Here is a 17979-nt window from a genome sequence, read left to right on the forward strand (position 1 = left end):
CCCTGAGTAGTGGCGAGCGAAAGGGGACCAGGCCAGTGGCCTGTCATTAACAACTGGAACACTCTGGAAAGTGTGGCCATAGTGGGTGATAGCCCCGTACAGGTACAGTTGATGACAGGTCCTTGAGTAGGGCGGAACACGTGAAATTTTGCCTGAATATGGGGAGACCATTCTCCAAGCCTAAGTATTACCATGCGACCGATAGTGCACAAGTACCGTGAGGGAAAGGTGAAAAGTACCCCTATAAGGGGAGTGAAAGAGACCCTGAAACCGGATGCCTACAAACAGTCGGAGGGACATGAGTCCTGACGGCGTACCTTTTGTATAATGGGTCAACGACTTAATCTAGCGAGCGAGCTTAAGCCGATAGGTGTAGGCGCAGCGAAAGCGAGTGTTAATAGCGCGTATAGTTCGTTGGATTAGACCCGAAACCGAGTGATCTAGCCATGGGCAGGTTGAAGATGCAGTAACATGCATTGGAGGACCGAACCAGATAATGTTGAAAAATTACTGGATGACCTGTGGCTAGGGGTGAAAGGCCAATCAAACTCGGAAATAGCTGGTTCTCCGCGAAATCTATTTAGGTAGAGCGTCGAGTGAATACCCACGGGGGTAGAGCACTGGATGGGCTAGGGGGGCGCGAGCCTTACCAAACCTAACCAAACTCCGAATACCGTGAAGTACTACTCGGCAGACAGACTATGGGTGCTAAGGTCCATAGTCGAGAGGGAAACAGCCCTGACCACCAGCTAAGGTCCCTAAATCGTGGCTAAGTGGGAAAGGATGTGAGAAGGCCAAGACAACCAGGACGTTGGCTTAGAAGCAGCCATCGTTTAAAGAAAGCGTAATAGCTCACTGGTCTAGTTAAGCCGTCTTGCGCCGAAGATGTACCGGGGCTAAAGCCACGTACCGAAGCTGTGGACTTACATTTATGTAAGTGGTAGCGGAGCGTTCCGTAAGCCGCTGAAGCGGGCACCGTGAGGGTCCGTGGAGGTATCGGAAGTGCGAATGTTGACATGAGTAGCGATAAAGAGTGTGAGAAACACTCTCGCCGAAATCCCAAGGGTTCCTGCGCAAGGCTAATCCGCGCAGGGTGAGCCGGCCCCTAAGCCGAGAGCGAGAGCTGTAGGCGATGGGAACCAGGTTAATATTCCTGGGCCTGTGGATGAGTGACGGATGGCGTAAGTTGTATTTGCTTATCGGATTGTGAATGCAGCGAAGCTGTTCCAGGAAATAGCCTCCACATGTAGACCGTACCCTAAACCGACACAGGTGGGATGGTAGAGCATACCAAGGCGCTTGAGAGAACTGCGTTGAAGGAACTCGGCAAAATACTCCCGTAAGTTCGCGAGAAGGGAGACCTGTACTTGGGCAACCAGGTATGGGTGGCACAGAAATGGGGGTGGCGACTGTTTACTAAAAACATAGGGCTCTGCGAAGTCGAAAGACGACGTATAGGGTCTGACGCCTGCCCGGTGCCGGAAGGTTAAAAGGAGTAGTGAGAGCTGCGAATTGAAGCCCCGGTAAACGGCGGCCGTAACTATAACGGTCCTAAGGTAGCGAAATTCCTTGTCGGGTAAGTTCCGACCTGCACGAATGGCGTAACGACTGCCCCACTGTCTCCAACGCAGACTCAGCGAAATTGAATTCCCCGTGAAGATGCGGGGTTCCCGCGGTTAGACGGAAAGACCCCGTGCACCTTTACTACAGCTTCGCAGTGGCATCAGGATCTATATGTGTAGGATAGGCGGGAGGCTTTGAAGCGGGTACGCCAGTATTCGTGGAGCCAACCTTGAAATACCGCCCTTGTATATTTTGATGTCTAACCGCGGTCCGTTATCCGGATCCGGGACCCTGCGTGGTGGGTAGTTTGACTGGGGCGGTCGCCTCCCAAAGAGTAACGGAGGCGCGCGATGGTGAGCTCAAGACGGTCGGAAATCGTCTGATGAGTGCAATGGCAAAAGCTCGCCTGACTGTGACACCGACAGGTGGAACAGAGACGAAAGTCGGTCATAGTGATCCGGTGGTCCCGCATGGAAGGGCCATCGCTCAACGGATAAAAGGTACGCCGGGGATAACAGGCTGATACCCCCCAAGAGTCCACATCGACGGGGGTGTTTGGCACCTCGATGTCGGCTCATCACATCCTGGGGCTGGAGCAGGTCCCAAGGGTATGGCTGTTCGCCATTTAAAGTGGTACGTGAGCTGGGTTTAGAACGTCGTGAGACAGTTCGGTCCCTATCTGCCGTGGGTGTACGAGACTTGAGAGGAGCTGTCCCTAGTACGAGAGGACCGGGATGGACATACCTCTGGTGGACCTGTTGTTACGCCAGTAGCACAGCAGGGTAGCTATGTATGGACGGGATAACCGCTGAAGGCATCTAAGCGGGAAGCCCCCCTCAAAACTAGGTCTCGCTGAGAACCGTGGAAGACTACCACGTTGATAGGCTGGGTGTGGAAGCGTAGTAATACGTGTAGCTTACCAGTACTAATTGTTCGATAGGCTTCAATCCTTAATCGTCGCTTACAGTGACATTGATCTTTGAAGTATACATTCGCTGAACGAAATATAGATATCTGATGAAAATCAGAAACTCGTATCAAGCAAATACAACTTATAATCTTATTAAGTGGCACTTAGTGTCCTTCATTAACTTACCTTGTCTATCGATGGCTTGGTGGTTATGGCGGGGGAAGATCCACCCGATCCCATCCCGAACTCGGCAGTGAAAGCCCCCAGCGCCAATGGTACTTCGTCTTAAGACGCGGGAGAGTAGGTCGCTGCCAAGCCTTCCATAGACAAGATCACAATGATCAAATTACATAAACCCATTCAGTTAACGCTGAATGGGTTTAATCTTTAAAGATTATCGCGGGCCCTTCCCGAAGCAGCGTGAGCTGCGTGGGAAATCAATACCCTCCCCGCGATAATAAATATATTATCGCGGGGTGGAGCAGCCCGGTAGCTCGTCAGGCTCATAACCTGAAGGTCGTCAGTTCAAATCTGGCCCCCGCAACCAATATGTAAGAAGGTCGTCCTATAGGGCGGCCTTTTTACATTTTAGATTACTGAGATTAGGATTTGAATTGACGAATAAAGTCAGGGCAAACGCAGGGATAAGGAGGGCGGTAGAACGCCGCTTCGCGATAGCGAATAGACCAAGTACAAGGAGCATTGACGAAGTCAAGCGCACTAAAATCTGGCCCCCGCAACCAACGAAATAAGCCTCAGCAGGAATGTGGAGGCTTTTTTATCTTAATTCTTCTATATTATTGATGAAATCAGTAGCCTAGCGATAGACATGCTATTATTGATAAAGTTAACTGCAGCGGCGAAGTTGTCACTGAAGATATTAAGAAATGTTGCTAGCATAATTAAAATAGAGATTGTCCTAGCGTGCTCAGCAAGCTTGGTTTGTTTTGCGTGTAAATTCTCATTATTAAGATGTTTTGCGTAAATGGTATAAGCAGCAGGTAGTATTTCATATTGTACACCATTATCCATCTTTTGAACTAGTTTTTCAGACACATATGAATTTAAAAGTTTTTGAAAATATATCGCTGCTTCAGGCCGCTCTGGATGATAAAACCAGTCATCTTTATGGCTGAACATTTTTAAAATGCTACTTTTGTAAAAAAGTGAGCATACATCGTGTTTAGTAAATAATTTATCTGCTTCATATTTATCTGCTTCAATTAACTGGCCGAGCACCTTGTAGTAATCATTCTCTATTAATTTTCGGCGGCCGTGTAATGAAATATGAAGCTCTCTTAAAAAATGAGTTAATCTTGGAAGGAATAAAATAGTCGCGCGTAAAAATGCAATAGGAGTATCATATCTAAAACGCCAACTCTTATAGTAACGTACAATAGTTATTTTGTGTTCTAATGCTTCTTCAAAGTTGAGTGTTTGGTTCTCAGTTCTTTCATATGAGTTTAGATTTAGTATAGTGCCGCCAAGAACATCTTCCTGAAAATGACTAACAATAAAATTGTTATGTTCATCTTGTTTAATGATTATCTCATTGTAATTTCTGTCTTGGACTGATGGACCAGATAAAGGTATTGAAACAGGTGCAATTTTTTTTAAGCTCAAGAGAAAAGATTTCTCCTCTAGATATTTTCTTAATACACTGAAGATAAACATTAATTTCCCCCCCCTTTATTTGTATGGGCGAACATTATATTGATTCCGTCTCTTAGTAATATATTTGCTTAAAAATTAAGAATTAATTTCTTTGAATTTATTGTTAACGACGGATGCAGGCCCCCGCAACCAATATGAAACCTCGCAGCACTCCGCGGTTTTTTAAATGCCCTGCGCGCAGAGCGTCCTTCAATATACCGCTCACCAAATACCGCTTTAGCAGAAATGCGTAAGCAAGCTGTCAGGCGAAAAGAAACCAGCTATAAAGATAACAATTTAAAAGCTTCTAAAGCATTTATGCGAGATTGTTTTAGATCGACGATCGGTAAGGGATATGTTTTTCCCAGATTGATGTGGGCTTCTTGCAAGATATGTTCTGGGGCTTCCCAAGGCGCGAAGAGGTATTTATCAGGCAATGCTGAAATTTCAGGTATAAAGCGGCGAATATAGTGCCCCTTGGGGTCAAATTTCTGACCTTGCGTTACAGGATTAAAGATCCGGAAGTAGGGGGCGGCATCAGCACCACATCCGGCAATCCATTGCCAACTTGCTGCATTATTCGCCATATCTGCATCAAATAAGGTATCCCAAAACCATCTTTCGCCATGTTTCCAATGGAGGCGCAAATTCTTAACAAGGAAAGAGCCTACAATCATGCGAACACGATTATGCATATATCCCGTCTGCCAGAGCTCTCGCATGCCTGCATCGACCATGGGAATGCCAGTTTGACCTTTTTGCCAAGCTGTAAGCAATGTTAAATCACTATTCCATGGGAAAGTATCGAATTTGCTTTGCAGGTTCTGATATGTGATATCCGGATTGAAATATAACAGGCTATGAGAAAATTCCCGCCATCCTAACTCGCTACAGAAATGGTCCATATGATCCGTCATTTCACGGCCCATACAAGCGGACCAAATTTGATTGGGGGAGATTTCTCCAAAATGTAAGTAAGGCGAAAGGCGAGACACAGATTGTTGTGCTGGGAAGTTCCGACCTTCTTTATAATTTTCTATGCCATGCTCCAGGAAAGTCGTCAGGCATTTTTGGGCGCCAGCCTCGCCAATTTCCCAACTCTTGATGACCTCAGCGTCCCATGGGATTTGAGGTAACAGATCTAATTTTTTGATATTCGCATCCAGATTTGAGATATCACAGAGATTTAACTTCTCTGGGAGATTGTATGGTAATCTGGGAGCTGGCGCATTGAGGCACCCTTTTCGATAAAAAGGTGTGAAAACTGTATATGGCGTTCCATCTTTTTTCTGAACTTGCCATGGTTCCCATAATAGGGATCCATTAAAACTTTTAACTTCAATCCCGATTGAGAATAATTGTTCTTTGATTTGGATATCGCGTTTAATCCGCCAAGGCTCATAACATCGGTTCCAATAGATGGCTTCTATCTCATATTCCTGTGTAAGGTTTTGGAAAACCTCAATGGGGTTACCGTTCGCAATAAATAATTTTCCGTTTAAGGAATTAGAAAGAGAAGATAGGGAATGAAAAAGCCATAGCTTACTTGCTGCACCCATTTGGTTTTCACCGGCATTGAGATCGTCCAAGATATAAACGGGTAAAACATTTTGATGTTGGCTTGCATGATAAAGGGCTGGATTATCCTGAAGACGTAAATCTTGCCTGAACCAATGAATTGCAATTTTTTTCTTCATAGGTCGATCTTTCTAATTATTTAAACCGATGTGATGAATAAAGAAGAGGTGAGCAAATTCGTGACAACAGCTAAGGTGACAATTGTGCGATGCAGGTAATAGCGTCGTGTAATTATGTTATTGAGTATTAAGAAGAAATCTATAACTAATAAAAGCATAAATAAGAATGCAGAGATGATTAAAAATATCTTGAGCGTGCTTGTTAGAAGGGCAAACCAGAAGGTTAATGTGACTAAGTTACTCACGATCGCTAATGTTATGGGGCGATAGGCATCATCTGATAAATGTTGTCCCCAATGGACACCAGCCATAAATGATCCGATGAGTAAAGTATATGTGGTTAAAATTTGCTCGGTCGAAAGAGGATTCCAAGAGAAACTGCTCTCTAATACAATACTGTAAGTACATAAAATAAATGGAATTATACCTGCATACATTAATATGTAGCTAGATGTTTGAACATTTCTCATAAGGTTAACTGATCCGATCGTATGTCTTTATTTTTATACGTTTTATAGTTAACGATCAGATCAGTTATATCTTTGGGGAACCTAATTCTGGACAAGCAGTTTTGCATTATCCTTTTCAAGTTCAATAGGGGAGCGCCAGTCAGGATAATCTATGCAGCTATGGGTAAAGACATTTTGGCGTTTCATCTTAGTGCAAATATTCTCGTTATTCACTTGATTCCAAGACGTAGATGGATCAAAGAATCTGTATCCCTTGCGCCAATACACATTTAACAAATAGATGTCATGGCCACGTCGTATAATGGATGCACTTGGGTCAAATGCGATTAACTCAATCGCTCTTTCTCTATTCACATCATAGTAGTTACGCCAGATGCGATAGGTGCTGCTGACTCTGGACCATTCTTTCGCCATCTCGGTCCGGGATTTATTTTTCTGCCAGAACTCAACTGCGGCATCGTAATCAAAAAATTGTTTTTTGATATCTTCAAGAGAAGCAGCGTGTGACGCCCCGTTGTAGGATAAAATGCCGAAACCAATAGCAAAACAAATTGAAGCAAATCTAAATTGAATCATATCCTTCCCCTATAAATTATGAGGATATTATATAAGCAGAATAAGATGCGTCAAATATAGGTTCAAAAAATTCCCGTAATTAATAACTTGTCGATTTTTATGGGATAAAATAGGTTTTGTAATTATTTGAATGAAGTAAGGGGGGCAGGATGACACTAGGTATTATTGGTGTTGGACATTTAGCAAGTTATTTAATTGCTGGAATTCGGAAATCAGGGGACCAGCGACGTATCGTTTTATCACCGCGCAACAAAGATGTCGCAGCAAAATTAGCTGCAGAATTTAACTGCGAAATTATGACCGATAATCAATCGGTTGTGGATCAGGCCGATATTGTATTATTGGCGACACGCCCTGCACAGTCCCTTCTAGCACTACAAGATGTTTCCTTTAGAGACGGTCAAATCATGTTATCTGCAGTTGCTGGTGTTAGTGTGAACGAATTGAAACTATATGCTGAACCAGCGGAAGTTGTCCGTTGTTTACCTTTGGCGCCGGCAGAGGTATGTGCAGGTGCTACCCCAATATTTCCTGATAATGAGGCTGTGCAAGAATTATTGGACCCTGTTGTGACTGTAATTCCTGTTGCAGATGAAGAGCAATTTGAGCTAGGCAGCGTATTCGGTTGTATTGGTGGCTGGGTTTATACTTTATTTGGACAGTTACAAAATTGGTTAGAAAAACAAGGTATGCCAAATGAGCAAGCGCGTGCACTTGCGATTGAAACTTTTCATGGAGCCACGAGCCTTGCGAAAGACCAACCGGAGATGGATCTTTTGGAACAGGCTAAGCTCATTGCAACAGAGGGTACCTATACAAAATTCTTCCAAGATGCATTCGAAGATAAAGGTGGCATGGCAGCATTAATTGAAAGCAGCGACGCTTTATCGAAAAAATTAAAATCTTAAAGAGTTTAATGTAGCGGTGCAAATTCATGACGTCTGGTAGAGATTCTCTCCGCCAGATAATCTACAAATAAACGAATACGCGCTGTTTTTCGCATGTCTTTATGTAGAAGTAACCAAAGGGATCTGTTATGCGGAGTTACCTTTTGGTAAGGCGCACGGACTAATTGAGGATGGCGATCCCCCAGACAACAGGCAATTTTGGTGAGGCCAAGACCTGCAGCAGCCAGGTTTATTTGAGGCACTAACTCTGAAACTCGATGTCGTAGAGTTGCTTTCGGGTAATAAGATTGGGAAATCCAATCTGCTACTAAATCACCTTCAGGTTCTTTCCAACCAATAAAATGCAGACCTTCTCCACCATTATCATTTATTTGTTCTGCATAATCGGAACTACAATATACGGCCGCATTTAAGTCGGTTAACTTGCGTCCTGCAACGTCATCATGCACTTCTTGCGAGACACGCAAGCTAACATCAGCTTCACGTTTATTAAGATCAGAGATGTCATTTGTGAATTTTATATCCAGATCTATTTTGGGGAATTTGTGTGAAAAACTCACAATATCTTCCATGATTGATGTTAGGGAAAGCGCATGGGGCATGCTTAAACGTACTGTACCTGAAGGAAGAGAATCTTGCCCTAAGATACGTCTGGAAGCTGCAAATATTTCTTCCTCAACTTTCTCTGCATAGGGGAGCAATTCTTCTCCCATCTGTGTCAGAAGGAGGCCGTTTTGTGTACGATCAAATAGACGCGCATCCAATTTTTCTTCAAGAATGGACAAGCGCCTAGAGATTGTTGTGTGATTTGCATTAATGCTGTTGGCACCTCCGCGCAAAGATTTGCTACGGGTGAGAGCAAGGAAATATTTTAAATCATCCCAATCAAACAAATACTTATCCATTATATATCTCATATATGTTTCAAAAATGAACCGAAATGTTTCAAAAATACCATCTTACGGTCTAAAATATTCCATCTTATATCATGGTCAAGGTGAAAGTCTTTAGTGCTTTTACCAAGATAATGAATTGAAATAAGGATTTTCGAGATGGTTGAAATTGTAGTACAGCGAATTATTCGTGCACCGATCGCAGAAGTTTGGGCAAGTTGGGATGATTATGCCAATATTCACCTGTTTCATCCAGGTGTAAGATCTTCGTATTTACTAGGTGAGAAGCAGAAAACAGGTAAAGGGGCATTACGCCAATGTGATTTTACTGATGGTAAAACTTTCCTTAAAGAGCGCATTATTCATTATGAAGATCAAAGAAGAATCACGGTTGAGATTTATGATACCAACGCCCCAATCAAAAACCCTCAAGCGGATTTTGAATTCCAAGAGCTTGATAGTTTTAAAACCCGCGTTGTGATGACAATGCAGTTCACACCGAAGTTAGGTATAATCGGTAAACTTTTAACACCGATTATGAAGATGCAGTTTACTAAAGGTTTACAAGGGTTACTTGATGGCAATGCTTCTTATGTTGAAACAAAATTACTTAAGAAACATGCTGCATAACTTACGTTGTTGACGATAAAAAGCGGTTCAATACGTTTCTGGTAACTTGTTCGATTTGCTGATCTTTACGGGTGAGTCCCATAATCCATTCACAGGTGGCGGCGTTGAAAATTTCACCCGCCCCTTTTTTCCAATGGATCATTACGCCATTCCCTCGGATCGCTTTCTTCCGTAATTCTTCAGGTATGATCGCAAGATCATGATTTGAAATATAATATTCTTCACCCCAAATTTTGTGATCGGCTTCTGTCATAGTTGCGAAACCCATTCCGAGTATTTCTATATCCTGATGAGCACCGTCTTCACCTGTTGGATAAGGGAGGTCATCGCGAATTTCATATTCCAATCCATCAACTTCATACCCAAAAATCCGGGATTTCCCACCTAAAATATCGCCAAAGCCGATGTTGCAATTCTCAAAGGCCCAATGCTCTGGTCGATAGATTGTATAACCGCCTGATCCGCGACCAATGCAATTCCCTAAGCCTGTATATACTCCCTTTAGGGCATTGGCGCCAAAGGTTTCGGGACTTGGGCGGTTAACTGGTGATAAGTCCCAAAGGCCTGTCATTAAATGAGGCTGGTCTGTTGACATAATTGGATCTTCTTTTTGAGCTCGATGCTTATAACAAATCTGCTTTTTCCCTTCGTCCTCAAGACGGATTTGCCACAGAAAGTTTCCTGCGAAACGCGCAACTTTACCACCCTGGTCTACCCACTGATCAAGGTGATCTCGCATACGGTTACTCCAATATTCGTCATGACCGACAAAAGCCACGCATTTGTAATTTGTCAAAATTTCAGAAGACAAATCCAGATCATGTAATGTTGCTATATCTAACTCATATCCTTGTTCTTCTGCCCAGATGGCAAAATGCCGTTCATAACTTGCCCATCCGGCTGAGGCATATTTCTTTGAATAACCATAGGCATATGCCCATTCCATATATGGGTATCGTACCATTGCATCAGGGACTGAAGGGACTTCCAAAAGGGGACGAGGCGCGCCTTTGGGGAGTTTACAAAAACCTCTGGTCCATGGACGTTGAGTTGACAGACATGGTGAAAATTGATTTTTCTCCGGACCAGTAATGCCTTCATAAGCGTTGGAGCCGCCCCAACAATTATAGGATATCCAGGTGCCTGTCGCACAGAGTAATAAAAGTTTTGATTTTGGTGAGTTTTTTGATGCTTTGATGATGACTAAATGATGCTCTTCAACCGTTTCACCATCACGGTGGCCTTTTAATGTAAAAAGATAGCCACCACTTTTCCAGTTTTCCTCGATTTTTATTTCCAAACTGACAGGCCAATCACATCCATTTACGGAACAGTCTTGTGGTGTCTTATAGTGTTTTCCTGTTAAGCCTTCAGCCGTATAAACGATCTCATAAGTTGCGCCATCTCGGGCAATTTCTATATCCCAAAATTCAGCTGTTGTATTGCTATGTAGCTTAATAGTTTCACCAGGGAAGTAGCTTATTTTATCGGTATAAGCCCATATTTCTAATATGTTTTGATCGCGGGCTGGGCCAATATAATAGTTGTCATAAATATGACGTGCGCGACGTCGTGTACGTGGTGTGGTTTCCGGTGTTGTTGATGAAGCCAATCCTGTATACCTCGTGAAGCTTTTTTATATTTAACGAGACTATGGATGATTTTCTATTTAAAGGGAAATTCAAAATGCCTTTCCTTTATCAACAAGAAAATCAATCAAAACTCTAACTCGTTTCGCTTTTTGGCTGTTTTGTGGGAAGTAAACATATAATGCAGGGTAAGGACACCAGTTATTTTCAAGGATAGGAATAAGACGCCCATCATTTATATGCCGTCGTACCATAGGTTCAACGATACGTCCTAAGCCTAATCCCTTCAAAGAGGCATCCGTCATTGCATCTGTGTCATTGACGATCAAAGCGGTCGGCATTGAAAAAGTTTTCTGTTGTCCATTGTCTTCCATAATCAGCGGTGCAACTTGATTAGATGCAATAAACCGATATTGAATCAGTTTATGTTCTTTCAGGTCATCAAGACTTTGAGGTTTTCCATATCGCTTTATATATTCTGGGGACGCAAAGATAGCTTCCTTCATGGTGGATGTTAATTTTCTTGCGATCATACCGTCTTCAATACGGTCGCCGAAACGAATACCCAGATCAAAGTTTTCCTTTAAGATATTGATGCTCTCATCGGAAACGGAAATTTCCAACTGGATATCTGGATAGGCTTTACAGAATTCCGCATAAATTGGTTTTACAAAAAAATCGAAAACGAAGCGAGGGAGGGTAAGTTTAACAGGTCCTTTTGGGTGATTTGTTAGTTCTTTCACATTCCCAAACGCATCATCTAACGTATCTATGGCTTCAGATGTGCCTTCATATAATAGTTTTCCGGCTTCGGTAAGCTCGATACGCCTTGTACTGCGATTAAATAATGGTAGCCCCATTTCGGATTCTAATTTTTTTAACGCTTCACTCACAGAGGGCGGGGCAATTTCTAACTTTCGGGCAGCTCCACGTATACTGCCTTCTTGAACAATATGCTTAAAAATAGATAAGCGATTGAAAGTTGAACCGTGCATTACAAAAATATTGTTAGTTATTGCCTAATAATTATTTAGATAAACATAGACTATTGTTAGGTAAATTCAATTGATATTTTGTTATCAGATTTAATGAGATAACAAGATTGATAGGTGAAGTCATGGCAAAGACGGTCGTCATTTCAGGGCATCCTGATTTAGAACAATCCAATACTAACAAGGTGATTTTAGACGAATTGCGCAAGGAATTAGACGATTTAGTCATTCGTCGATTAGATATTTTATATCCGGATTATAAAATTGATGTGGAGGCAGAGCAAAAAGCCCTTTTGGAGGCTGATATCATTATACTTCAGTTTCCATTCTATTGGTATTCCATACCGGCATTGTTAAAGAAATGGATTGATGATGTTTTCTCTTATAATTTTGCTTATGGAGCTCAGGGTGATAAATTAAAAGGCAAACAGTTTATTTTGTCATTTACTGTGGGTGGGCCAGAAGAGTCTTATGATCCACTAGGATATAATCATTTCTCAATTGAACAATTTATGTATCCATTGCAACAAACCGCTTATCTAGCTGGGATGCAATATAATAAGCCGATTTTTACGCATCGTATGGTTTATATACCTGGTGTTTACAATAAGCTTGAAGATGTTCAGTTCCGTGCAAAAAAACATGCAGAGCAACTAATTTCAAGAGTTCACGAGTTAAACAATTCTATGGAAATTACGATCAAACAGTTCGTTGCTGATTGGTTTGAGATGTTTGATCAACTACCAACAGAAGACCATAAATTTATCTCGCATCTTTCTAATGATGTGAATTGGGAAATGCCGGAAGGGCAGTTTAAAGGCCATCAAGGTTTTCGTGATTGGTATGAAGGGGCGAAGAAAACCTTCAAGCCGGATTGCCTACATGATGTTGAACAAGTCGAAGTGCAAGAAAATGGCGACGGTTATAAGGCTTTGATCCGCGTGAGATTAAAAGCAGATACCTATGAAGATTCCCCATTTAAAGGTGAGGCAGTGAATATCTTAGTAAATGAAAATTGGTCTCTTAAATCCGATGAAAAAGGTCATATTCTGATCGACAATTACCAAGTAACACCAGTTACAGCATAAGTATAGGAGTAAGCAGATGTTTAATAGATTAATGTATATTACTTTGTTTGGTTTTCTCTTGTTTTCCTCAGCGCCTATGGCGTTTGCAGGTAATATGCAGGCGAAACAAGATGCTGTTGGAATTAATGATCCAGCCCTTTGGCCAAAACCCGCAAATCCTATTGCGACCGGATCCGAAACTAGTTCAGCCCTGAAGGTTGTGCAAAATTTTTTCGCAGCATATGGGGAAGGTGATTTGGACGCTTTACGGCAATATGTAGCGGAAGATATTGAGTGGTATATCCCCGGCCGGCACCCCGGTGCAGGCACTAAGCGCGGAGTTGAAGAGTTTACTTCTTTTTTTGCTTCCCTTGGAAAAGCTGGGTTTAAAGCAGAAGTGATGATTCTTGCCGCAAATGATACTTATGTTATTGATGCCCATAGGGGATGGAGTAATGTAGATGGTGAGAATATCGATTTGAATTGGATATTATTGTATCAAATTGAGGGCGGAAAGATTAAGCGCGTCCAGAATTTCTCCGGTGATTTATACGCGTCAGACGCTTTTTTTGAGGCATTGCTTACAAAATAAAAAAGAATGCGCCGGGTTGATATACTCGGCGCATGATAATTTATGATCCAAGCATACGGCTGATCGTGCGATCTTTATTGATAAATTGATGCTTTAACGCAGCTAGAATATGTAAGCCTAAACTGGCAAATAGGATCGGTACGGCACCTTCGTGGATGCTTTCGCCAATTTCATTTAACCATCCAATTTTCTCACCAGCAGAAATGATAACTTTACCAAAGACAGCGACATCATGACCGCCACCGATACTCATGATGATACCGGAAACCGGCATGGCGATAGTGGCACCCAGCAAAGTCCAATGTACGAGTTTTGCAATCTTTTCCTGCCAATGCGGCATGGGAGCTGTTGCCTTAATTTGACCTTCATGCATGCGCCAGAAAATACGCGTTAGGGCGATGATTATAATGATGACGCCTAGTGATTTATGAAGTTTGATTAATTCGAATTTATCTGCTCCACCAGCCATTTCATCCATATAGAGGCCGATCCCCATAATGGATAGGAAAAGTAAGCCTGTGGCCCAATGAAATAATATTGTTGGTCTTGATAATCTATCAGACATGTCTACATACCTCTTTAATTGCTCCTAAAACCTTGTAAAGAGCATATCCCAATCTGATATAAGGGGTACGTGATCTAACTTATTGTTTCAAAACATTAAGTGTATAAAAGTGTATCAAGATGTAACAGGTGGTTTAGGCCGCGTCTTTTTGCGCTTCTGGTGATGCTTCGTAAAAAGCGTCTAAAGTCAGACAGTTTTCATTTATACTATTGATGATGGGATAGTTGTTCATATCCACATGAAAGCGTTTGGCGTTGTATACTTGGGGGATTAGGCAAATATCTGCCAAGCTTGCTTGATTTCCAAAGCAAAATTTACCGTTAGAATTTTGTGTGAGCATGGCTTCAATAGTTTCAAAACCTTTATGTACCCAGTGTTTGTACCATTGGATTTTCTCGTCTTCCTCAACGTCAAATTCATGAGAGAGATACTGTAGGATACGTATATTATTTACAGGGTGAATATCACAGGCAACAATTTGTGCGACCGCCTGAATATTCGCACGTATCATTAAATCATCTGATAAAAACTGACTGGAGCCAAAATTGTGATCGATGTAATCAATAATTGCTAAGGATTGATTAAGTATTTGACCATCATCCAACTCAAGAGCTGGAACTAAACCTTGTGGGTTTTTTGATGTATAGGAAGATTTTTTATGTTCTCCGCCATCTTTAACGAGATTAACATATTTATACTCACAGGTGATGTTTTTAAGATTTAGAGCAATACGTACGCGATAAGCGGCAGAGGATCGCCAATAAGTATAAAGCTTCATAAACCTTTTCCCATAACCTCTTTGGAAGAAGCTTCAACTTTACTCATAAGTTGGAGAAGTGTTTCGTATTCTGTATCGCTTAAACCTGATAGGATTTCCTTTTCTCTCTTGCGTAAGAGCGGCAAAAGTTCATTCATCATCTTTTTACCTTTATTAGTCAGGCATAGGAGCACACGACGTCGATCCGTTGGATCAATATGCCGTTCTAGTAAATCCTTTTCCTGTAAGGAAGTAATCGCACGGGATACATCAACTTTACCGATGCTTGATCGTTCAACAATTTCTTTGGCGGAAAGTGGGCGGAAATCATGAAGGTTTGCCATGGTACGCCATTCATTCATGCTTAACCCAAACTCCTTGGCGTAAACATCTTTTATCGCTTGGCTCGCTGCCCAATAAAACATGCGCGCACGGTAAGGAAAAAAAGATTGTAAATCAAAGCTTGGTGTATCTGTCATTTTCGCCTCTTAAATGGTTACATCAGTAACCTATTAAATCTAACTTTGTTCTCTAGATTACAAAACCAGATTCTTTAACTTAAGAACATATCAATAAATAAATATATTTTTCAAGAATTAGTTTCAAATGAAACTTTTTCTTGAAATTTGTTTCAAATGAAACTAAGTATGGAATATTCAGATTTGAACATGAAGGAATGCAAGATGGCTATCCAGAAAATCCACCATGTGGCGTATCGTTGTATGGATGCGAAAGAAACTGTTGAATGGTATGGGAAATATTTGGATATGGATTTTGTATTGGCGATCGCAGAAAATGAAGTGCCGTCTACGAAAGCACCTGATCCTTATATGCATGTGTTTCTAGATGCAGGTGCCGGGAATATTCTGGCTTTTTTTGAATTACCCAATTCCCCAGAGATGGGACGGGATGAGAATACGCCAAGCTGGGTTCAACATATTGCTTTCCAGATAGAGACGATGGATGAATTACTCAGCATTAAGTCTAAGCTAGAAGCAGATGATATTCATGTTGTTGGGCCGACAAATCATACGATCTTTCAATCAATCTATTTCTTTGATCCTAATGGGCATCGTTTAGAACTGGCGGTGAATACCAACACGCCAGAAATGGATCGCAAGCTAGACGATGTTAAATGGGATATGCTGAATGAATGGGCTGAGACCAAACGCGCACCAGATCATGCCAAATGGATGCATGAACAAGAACTTTCCTAAATAAAACGCAAGTCACGAAGGCATAAATTCATGAAGTTAGCGACTTTAAAAAACGACACAAGAGATGGCGAATTAGTTGTCGTGTCAAAAGATCTATCCAAATATGTATCCGTAGGTGCCGTTGCAGCGACATTACAAGCGGCGCTGGATGACTGGGATGATCTTGCACCTAAATTACAAAATGTATCTGATGCTTTAAATGAAGGGCAATTGGATGCAGCGAAAGAATTTGATCAAACGGCGTGTGAATCCCCTTTGCCGCGTGCCTATCAATGGGCAGATGGTTCCGCATATGTAAACCATGTGGAATTGGTGCGTAAAGCCCGTAATGCTGAACTTCCTGAAAGTTTCTGGACGGATCCGTTAATGTATCAAGGTGGTTCAGATTCTTTTATTGGCCCACGTGATGATATTCCCCTTGGTTCTGAAAGTTGGGGAATAGATTTTGAAGGGGAAGTTGCTGTGATTACCGATGATTTAGTCATGGGAGCAACTGAAAAACAAGCCGCTGATGCCATTAAACTGATTATGTTGGTAAATGATGTAAGCTTGCGTGGTTTAATTCCGGGTGAATTAGCAAAAGGCTTTGGTTTCTTTCAATCAAAACCATCCAGTGCATTTTCGCCTGTCTGTGTGACACCTGATGAATTGGGAGATGCATGGAAAGACGGTAAGGTAAATCTGCCTTTATTGGTTGATTATAATGGTGAGGTATTTGGCTGTGCTGAAGCAGGTGAAGATATGACGTTCAACTTCCCTCAGATTGTGGCGCATGCGGCAAAAACACGCCCGCTTAGCGCTGGTGCAATTGTGGGGTCAGGTACCGTGTCGAATAAGCTGAATGATGGTCCGGGTAAGCCGGTTGCAGATGGCGGGAGAGGTTATTCCTGTATCGCAGAAATTCGTATGATTGAAACCATCTATGAGGGGGAGGCATCAACATCTTTCATGAAATTTGGAGATCAGGTTCGCATTGAGATGAAAGACAGGGATGGTCATAGTATCTTCGGTGCAATTGACCAAAAAGTCGTTGAATATAAATGAAGAAAGGCCGCCTGTTGAAGGCGGCTTTTTTAATAATTCGGCGTTAGATAGATATCACCAGGTGCCAACTGATTATCCGTCCCATCTATCACGTAATCTGGAACTTTTACCTTATTTGCATCGATAACACCGCAATTTTTTAAGGCTTTCCTTAGATCAATATCTGAGCCCAAGAAATCCCAGACGGTTCGAACACATTGGATTTCCTGACTGCCCACAGTCAGGATGCCCATCTGTAATCCGGTTAAGAAGTTCGGGCGACCTTCTTCAGATGAATATAGAAAACTTGTATGCAAACTATGCCCATGAGTGATTTGTTTTTCATGGATTGCAATGCGTTTGCTGCTTTCAACGATCACCCCGGAATATTTTACAGTTGCGGGCAGCATAAATTTTTCATCCATGCCCCGTTCAATGGTTTTCACCATCCATTTATCTTCTTGACGATAGATGCGAGATAGCGCACGCAGATAAAGTTGTTCTTTTGGATCAAGAACCGTGTAGCTAAAATAGAACCCTTCATGCCGGGAGAGCATATCTTTATCAGATTTCTCCAAATTCAACAGGTTATTGACCGTTTTGCTGTAGGGTGTTTCCTCTGTGCCAAATTGCGGTGGGCGAATGATAAGCAGTTGTTTGAATTCTTCTGCAGGCATCAAGATTTCGTGTTCATCTACCCCGAAGAAATCACATAATTTCCGCAACGTTGAAAGGGATGGCATCGCATGCCCATTCACATATTTATTGAATTGTTGTCGGTTCATTTTTAAACGACGACAAATTTCAGATGTGGATTGGCCGTAACTGGCGAGTAAACGTAAATTTTGGCAGAAGTCAGTATCAGTCATGCGTATTT

Annotated in this window: 17 protein-coding genes, 1 tRNA gene and 2 rRNA genes (1 of these 20 running past the window's edge); 9 read left to right on the forward strand and 11 right to left on the reverse strand. The window is 42.1% G+C overall.

Annotated elements, in window-relative coordinates:
* From ACOQOA_RS00125 to ACOQOA_RS00135, 3 genes are all read left to right on the forward strand, one after another.
* Positions 1–2513: ribosomal RNA gene (locus ACOQOA_RS00125) — 23S ribosomal RNA — on the forward strand; it begins 230 nt to the left of the window's first position.
* A 161-nt stretch (positions 2514–2674) separates the two neighbouring features.
* Positions 2675–2790: ribosomal RNA gene (gene rrf / locus ACOQOA_RS00130) — 5S ribosomal RNA — on the forward strand.
* A gap of 153 nt (positions 2791–2943) precedes the next feature.
* Positions 2944–3020, forward strand: a tRNA-Met gene (locus ACOQOA_RS00135).
* Between the two features lie 245 nt (positions 3021–3265).
* On the opposite strand, the gene ACOQOA_RS00140 is transcribed toward ACOQOA_RS00135, so the two are convergent.
* The 4 genes from ACOQOA_RS00140 to ACOQOA_RS00155 all read right to left on the reverse strand — a co-directional run bounded on the left by ACOQOA_RS00140 (position 3266) and on the right by ACOQOA_RS00155 (position 6869).
* On the reverse strand, positions 3266–4147 hold the full coding sequence (locus ACOQOA_RS00140; protein ID WP_420546670.1) for a hypothetical protein: 882 nt from the start codon (positions 4145–4147) through the stop codon (positions 3266–3268).
* 260 nt (positions 4148–4407) lie between these two features.
* The gene (locus ACOQOA_RS00145; protein ID WP_420546671.1) at positions 4408–5823 is read right to left on the reverse strand and encodes a cryptochrome/photolyase family protein; all 1416 of its coding nucleotides are present in this window, start codon (positions 5821–5823) and stop codon (positions 4408–4410) included.
* A 20-nt stretch (positions 5824–5843) separates the two neighbouring features.
* Entirely contained in the window at positions 5844–6293 is a 450-nt protein-coding gene (locus ACOQOA_RS00150) for a DUF3429 domain-containing protein (RefSeq protein ID WP_420546672.1), read from the reverse strand.
* 81 nt (positions 6294–6374) lie between these two features.
* Positions 6375–6869 (reverse strand): hypothetical protein, encoded by a 495-nt coding sequence (locus ACOQOA_RS00155; protein WP_420546673.1) that lies wholly within the window; start codon positions 6867–6869, stop codon positions 6375–6377.
* Between the two features lie 149 nt (positions 6870–7018).
* On the opposite strand from ACOQOA_RS00155, the gene ACOQOA_RS00160 reads away from it, so the two are divergent.
* The gene (locus ACOQOA_RS00160; protein WP_420546674.1) at positions 7019–7777 is read left to right on the forward strand and encodes an NAD(P)-binding domain-containing protein; all 759 of its coding nucleotides are present in this window, start codon (positions 7019–7021) and stop codon (positions 7775–7777) included.
* A gap of 5 nt (positions 7778–7782) precedes the next feature.
* On the opposite strand, the gene ACOQOA_RS00165 is transcribed toward ACOQOA_RS00160, so the two are convergent.
* Positions 7783–8682, reverse strand: a complete 900-nt coding sequence (locus ACOQOA_RS00165) for a LysR family transcriptional regulator (protein WP_420546675.1) — start codon at positions 8680–8682, stop codon at positions 7783–7785.
* Between the two features lie 147 nt (positions 8683–8829).
* On the opposite strand from ACOQOA_RS00165, the gene ACOQOA_RS00170 reads away from it, so the two are divergent.
* Positions 8830–9300, forward strand: coding sequence for an SRPBCC family protein (locus ACOQOA_RS00170; protein WP_420546676.1), 471 nt, complete (start codon positions 8830–8832; stop codon positions 9298–9300).
* A 1-nt stretch (position 9301) separates the two neighbouring features.
* Here ACOQOA_RS00170 and ACOQOA_RS00175 read toward each other — a convergent pair whose 3' ends face one another.
* Positions 9302–10912, reverse strand: a complete 1611-nt coding sequence (locus tag ACOQOA_RS00175) for a N,N-dimethylformamidase beta subunit family domain-containing protein (RefSeq protein WP_420546677.1) — start codon at positions 10910–10912, stop codon at positions 9302–9304.
* Positions 10913–10981: 69 nt separating this feature from the next.
* Positions 10982–11884: a LysR family transcriptional regulator gene (locus ACOQOA_RS00180; protein ID WP_420546678.1), complete on the reverse strand. Its 903-nt coding sequence runs from the start codon at positions 11882–11884 to the stop codon at positions 10982–10984.
* Between the two features lie 122 nt (positions 11885–12006).
* On the opposite strand from ACOQOA_RS00180, the gene ACOQOA_RS00185 reads away from it, so the two are divergent.
* Both ACOQOA_RS00185 and ACOQOA_RS00190 read left to right on the forward strand, forming a co-directional pair.
* Complete coding sequence (locus tag ACOQOA_RS00185) at positions 12007–12969, forward strand: NAD(P)H-dependent oxidoreductase (protein ID WP_420546679.1); 963 nt, start codon at positions 12007–12009, stop codon at positions 12967–12969.
* 16 nt (positions 12970–12985) lie between these two features.
* Positions 12986–13540 (forward strand): nuclear transport factor 2 family protein, encoded by a 555-nt coding sequence (locus ACOQOA_RS00190; protein WP_420546680.1) that lies wholly within the window; start codon positions 12986–12988, stop codon positions 13538–13540.
* A gap of 40 nt (positions 13541–13580) precedes the next feature.
* On the opposite strand, the gene ACOQOA_RS00195 is transcribed toward ACOQOA_RS00190, so the two are convergent.
* From ACOQOA_RS00195 to ACOQOA_RS00205, 3 genes are all read right to left on the reverse strand, one after another.
* Positions 13581–14105 (reverse strand): cytochrome b, encoded by a 525-nt coding sequence (locus tag ACOQOA_RS00195; protein WP_420546681.1) that lies wholly within the window; start codon positions 14103–14105, stop codon positions 13581–13583.
* 133 nt (positions 14106–14238) lie between these two features.
* Entirely contained in the window at positions 14239–14883 is a 645-nt protein-coding gene (gene maiA, locus ACOQOA_RS00200; protein WP_420546682.1) for a maleylacetoacetate isomerase, read from the reverse strand.
* Positions 14880–15341 carry a MarR family winged helix-turn-helix transcriptional regulator gene (locus ACOQOA_RS00205; RefSeq protein ID WP_420546683.1) on the reverse strand — a complete coding sequence of 154 codons (462 nt, stop codon included), beginning with the start codon at positions 15339–15341 and terminating at the stop codon, positions 14880–14882. Before ACOQOA_RS00205 ends, maiA begins: the two co-directional genes overlap by 4 nt.
* A 204-nt stretch (positions 15342–15545) precedes the next feature.
* On the opposite strand from ACOQOA_RS00205, the gene ACOQOA_RS00210 reads away from it, so the two are divergent.
* Positions 15546–16079, forward strand: a complete 534-nt coding sequence (locus ACOQOA_RS00210) for a VOC family protein (protein ID WP_420546684.1) — start codon at positions 15546–15548, stop codon at positions 16077–16079.
* A gap of 30 nt (positions 16080–16109) precedes the next feature.
* Positions 16110–17123, forward strand: coding sequence for a fumarylacetoacetate hydrolase family protein (locus tag ACOQOA_RS00215; RefSeq protein ID WP_420546685.1), 1014 nt, complete (start codon positions 16110–16112; stop codon positions 17121–17123).
* Positions 17124–17152: 29 nt separating this feature from the next.
* On the opposite strand, the gene ACOQOA_RS00220 is transcribed toward ACOQOA_RS00215, so the two are convergent.
* Complete coding sequence (locus ACOQOA_RS00220; protein ID WP_420546686.1) at positions 17153–17971, reverse strand: helix-turn-helix domain-containing protein; 819 nt, start codon at positions 17969–17971, stop codon at positions 17153–17155.
* Positions 17972–17979 lie beyond the last annotated feature (8 nt).

Source organism: Curvivirga sp. (assembly GCF_965219885.1).
Taxonomy (GTDB): Bacteria; Pseudomonadota; Alphaproteobacteria; order UBA8366; family Aestuariispiraceae; genus Curvivirga.

Bases quoted from the DNA above. Each gene is read 5' to 3' on its own strand.
- ACOQOA_RS00205 (WP_420546683.1), bottom strand. From the start codon at position 15,341: ATGACAGATACACCAAGCTTTGATTTACAATCTTTTTTTCCTTACCGT.
- ACOQOA_RS00220 (WP_420546686.1), bottom strand. From the start codon at position 17,971: ATGACTGATACTGACTTCTGCCAAAATTTACGTTTACTCGCCAGTTAC.
- ACOQOA_RS00145 (WP_420546671.1), bottom strand. From the start codon at position 5,823: ATGAAGAAAAAAATTGCAATTCATTGGTTCAGGCAAGATTTACGTCTT.
- ACOQOA_RS00190 (WP_420546680.1), top strand. From the start codon at position 12,986: ATGTTTAATAGATTAATGTATATTACTTTGTTTGGTTTTCTCTTGTTT.
- ACOQOA_RS00140 (WP_420546670.1), bottom strand. From the start codon at position 4,147: ATGTTTATCTTCAGTGTATTAAGAAAATATCTAGAGGAGAAATCTTTT.
- ACOQOA_RS00195 (WP_420546681.1), bottom strand. From the start codon at position 14,105: ATGTCTGATAGATTATCAAGACCAACAATATTATTTCATTGGGCCACA.
- ACOQOA_RS00185 (WP_420546679.1), top strand. From the start codon at position 12,007: ATGGCAAAGACGGTCGTCATTTCAGGGCATCCTGATTTAGAACAATCC.
- ACOQOA_RS00170 (WP_420546676.1), top strand. From the start codon at position 8,830: ATGGTTGAAATTGTAGTACAGCGAATTATTCGTGCACCGATCGCAGAA.
- ACOQOA_RS00215 (WP_420546685.1), top strand. From the start codon at position 16,110: ATGAAGTTAGCGACTTTAAAAAACGACACAAGAGATGGCGAATTAGTT.
- ACOQOA_RS00180 (WP_420546678.1), bottom strand. From the start codon at position 11,884: ATGCACGGTTCAACTTTCAATCGCTTATCTATTTTTAAGCATATTGTT.
- ACOQOA_RS00155 (WP_420546673.1), bottom strand. From the start codon at position 6,869: ATGATTCAATTTAGATTTGCTTCAATTTGTTTTGCTATTGGTTTCGGC.
- ACOQOA_RS00165 (WP_420546675.1), bottom strand. From the start codon at position 8,682: ATGGATAAGTATTTGTTTGATTGGGATGATTTAAAATATTTCCTTGCT.
- ACOQOA_RS00210 (WP_420546684.1), top strand. From the start codon at position 15,546: ATGGCTATCCAGAAAATCCACCATGTGGCGTATCGTTGTATGGATGCG.
- ACOQOA_RS00160 (WP_420546674.1), top strand. From the start codon at position 7,019: ATGACACTAGGTATTATTGGTGTTGGACATTTAGCAAGTTATTTAATT.
- maiA (WP_420546682.1), bottom strand. From the start codon at position 14,883: ATGAAGCTTTATACTTATTGGCGATCCTCTGCCGCTTATCGCGTACGT.
- ACOQOA_RS00150 (WP_420546672.1), bottom strand. From the start codon at position 6,293: ATGAGAAATGTTCAAACATCTAGCTACATATTAATGTATGCAGGTATA.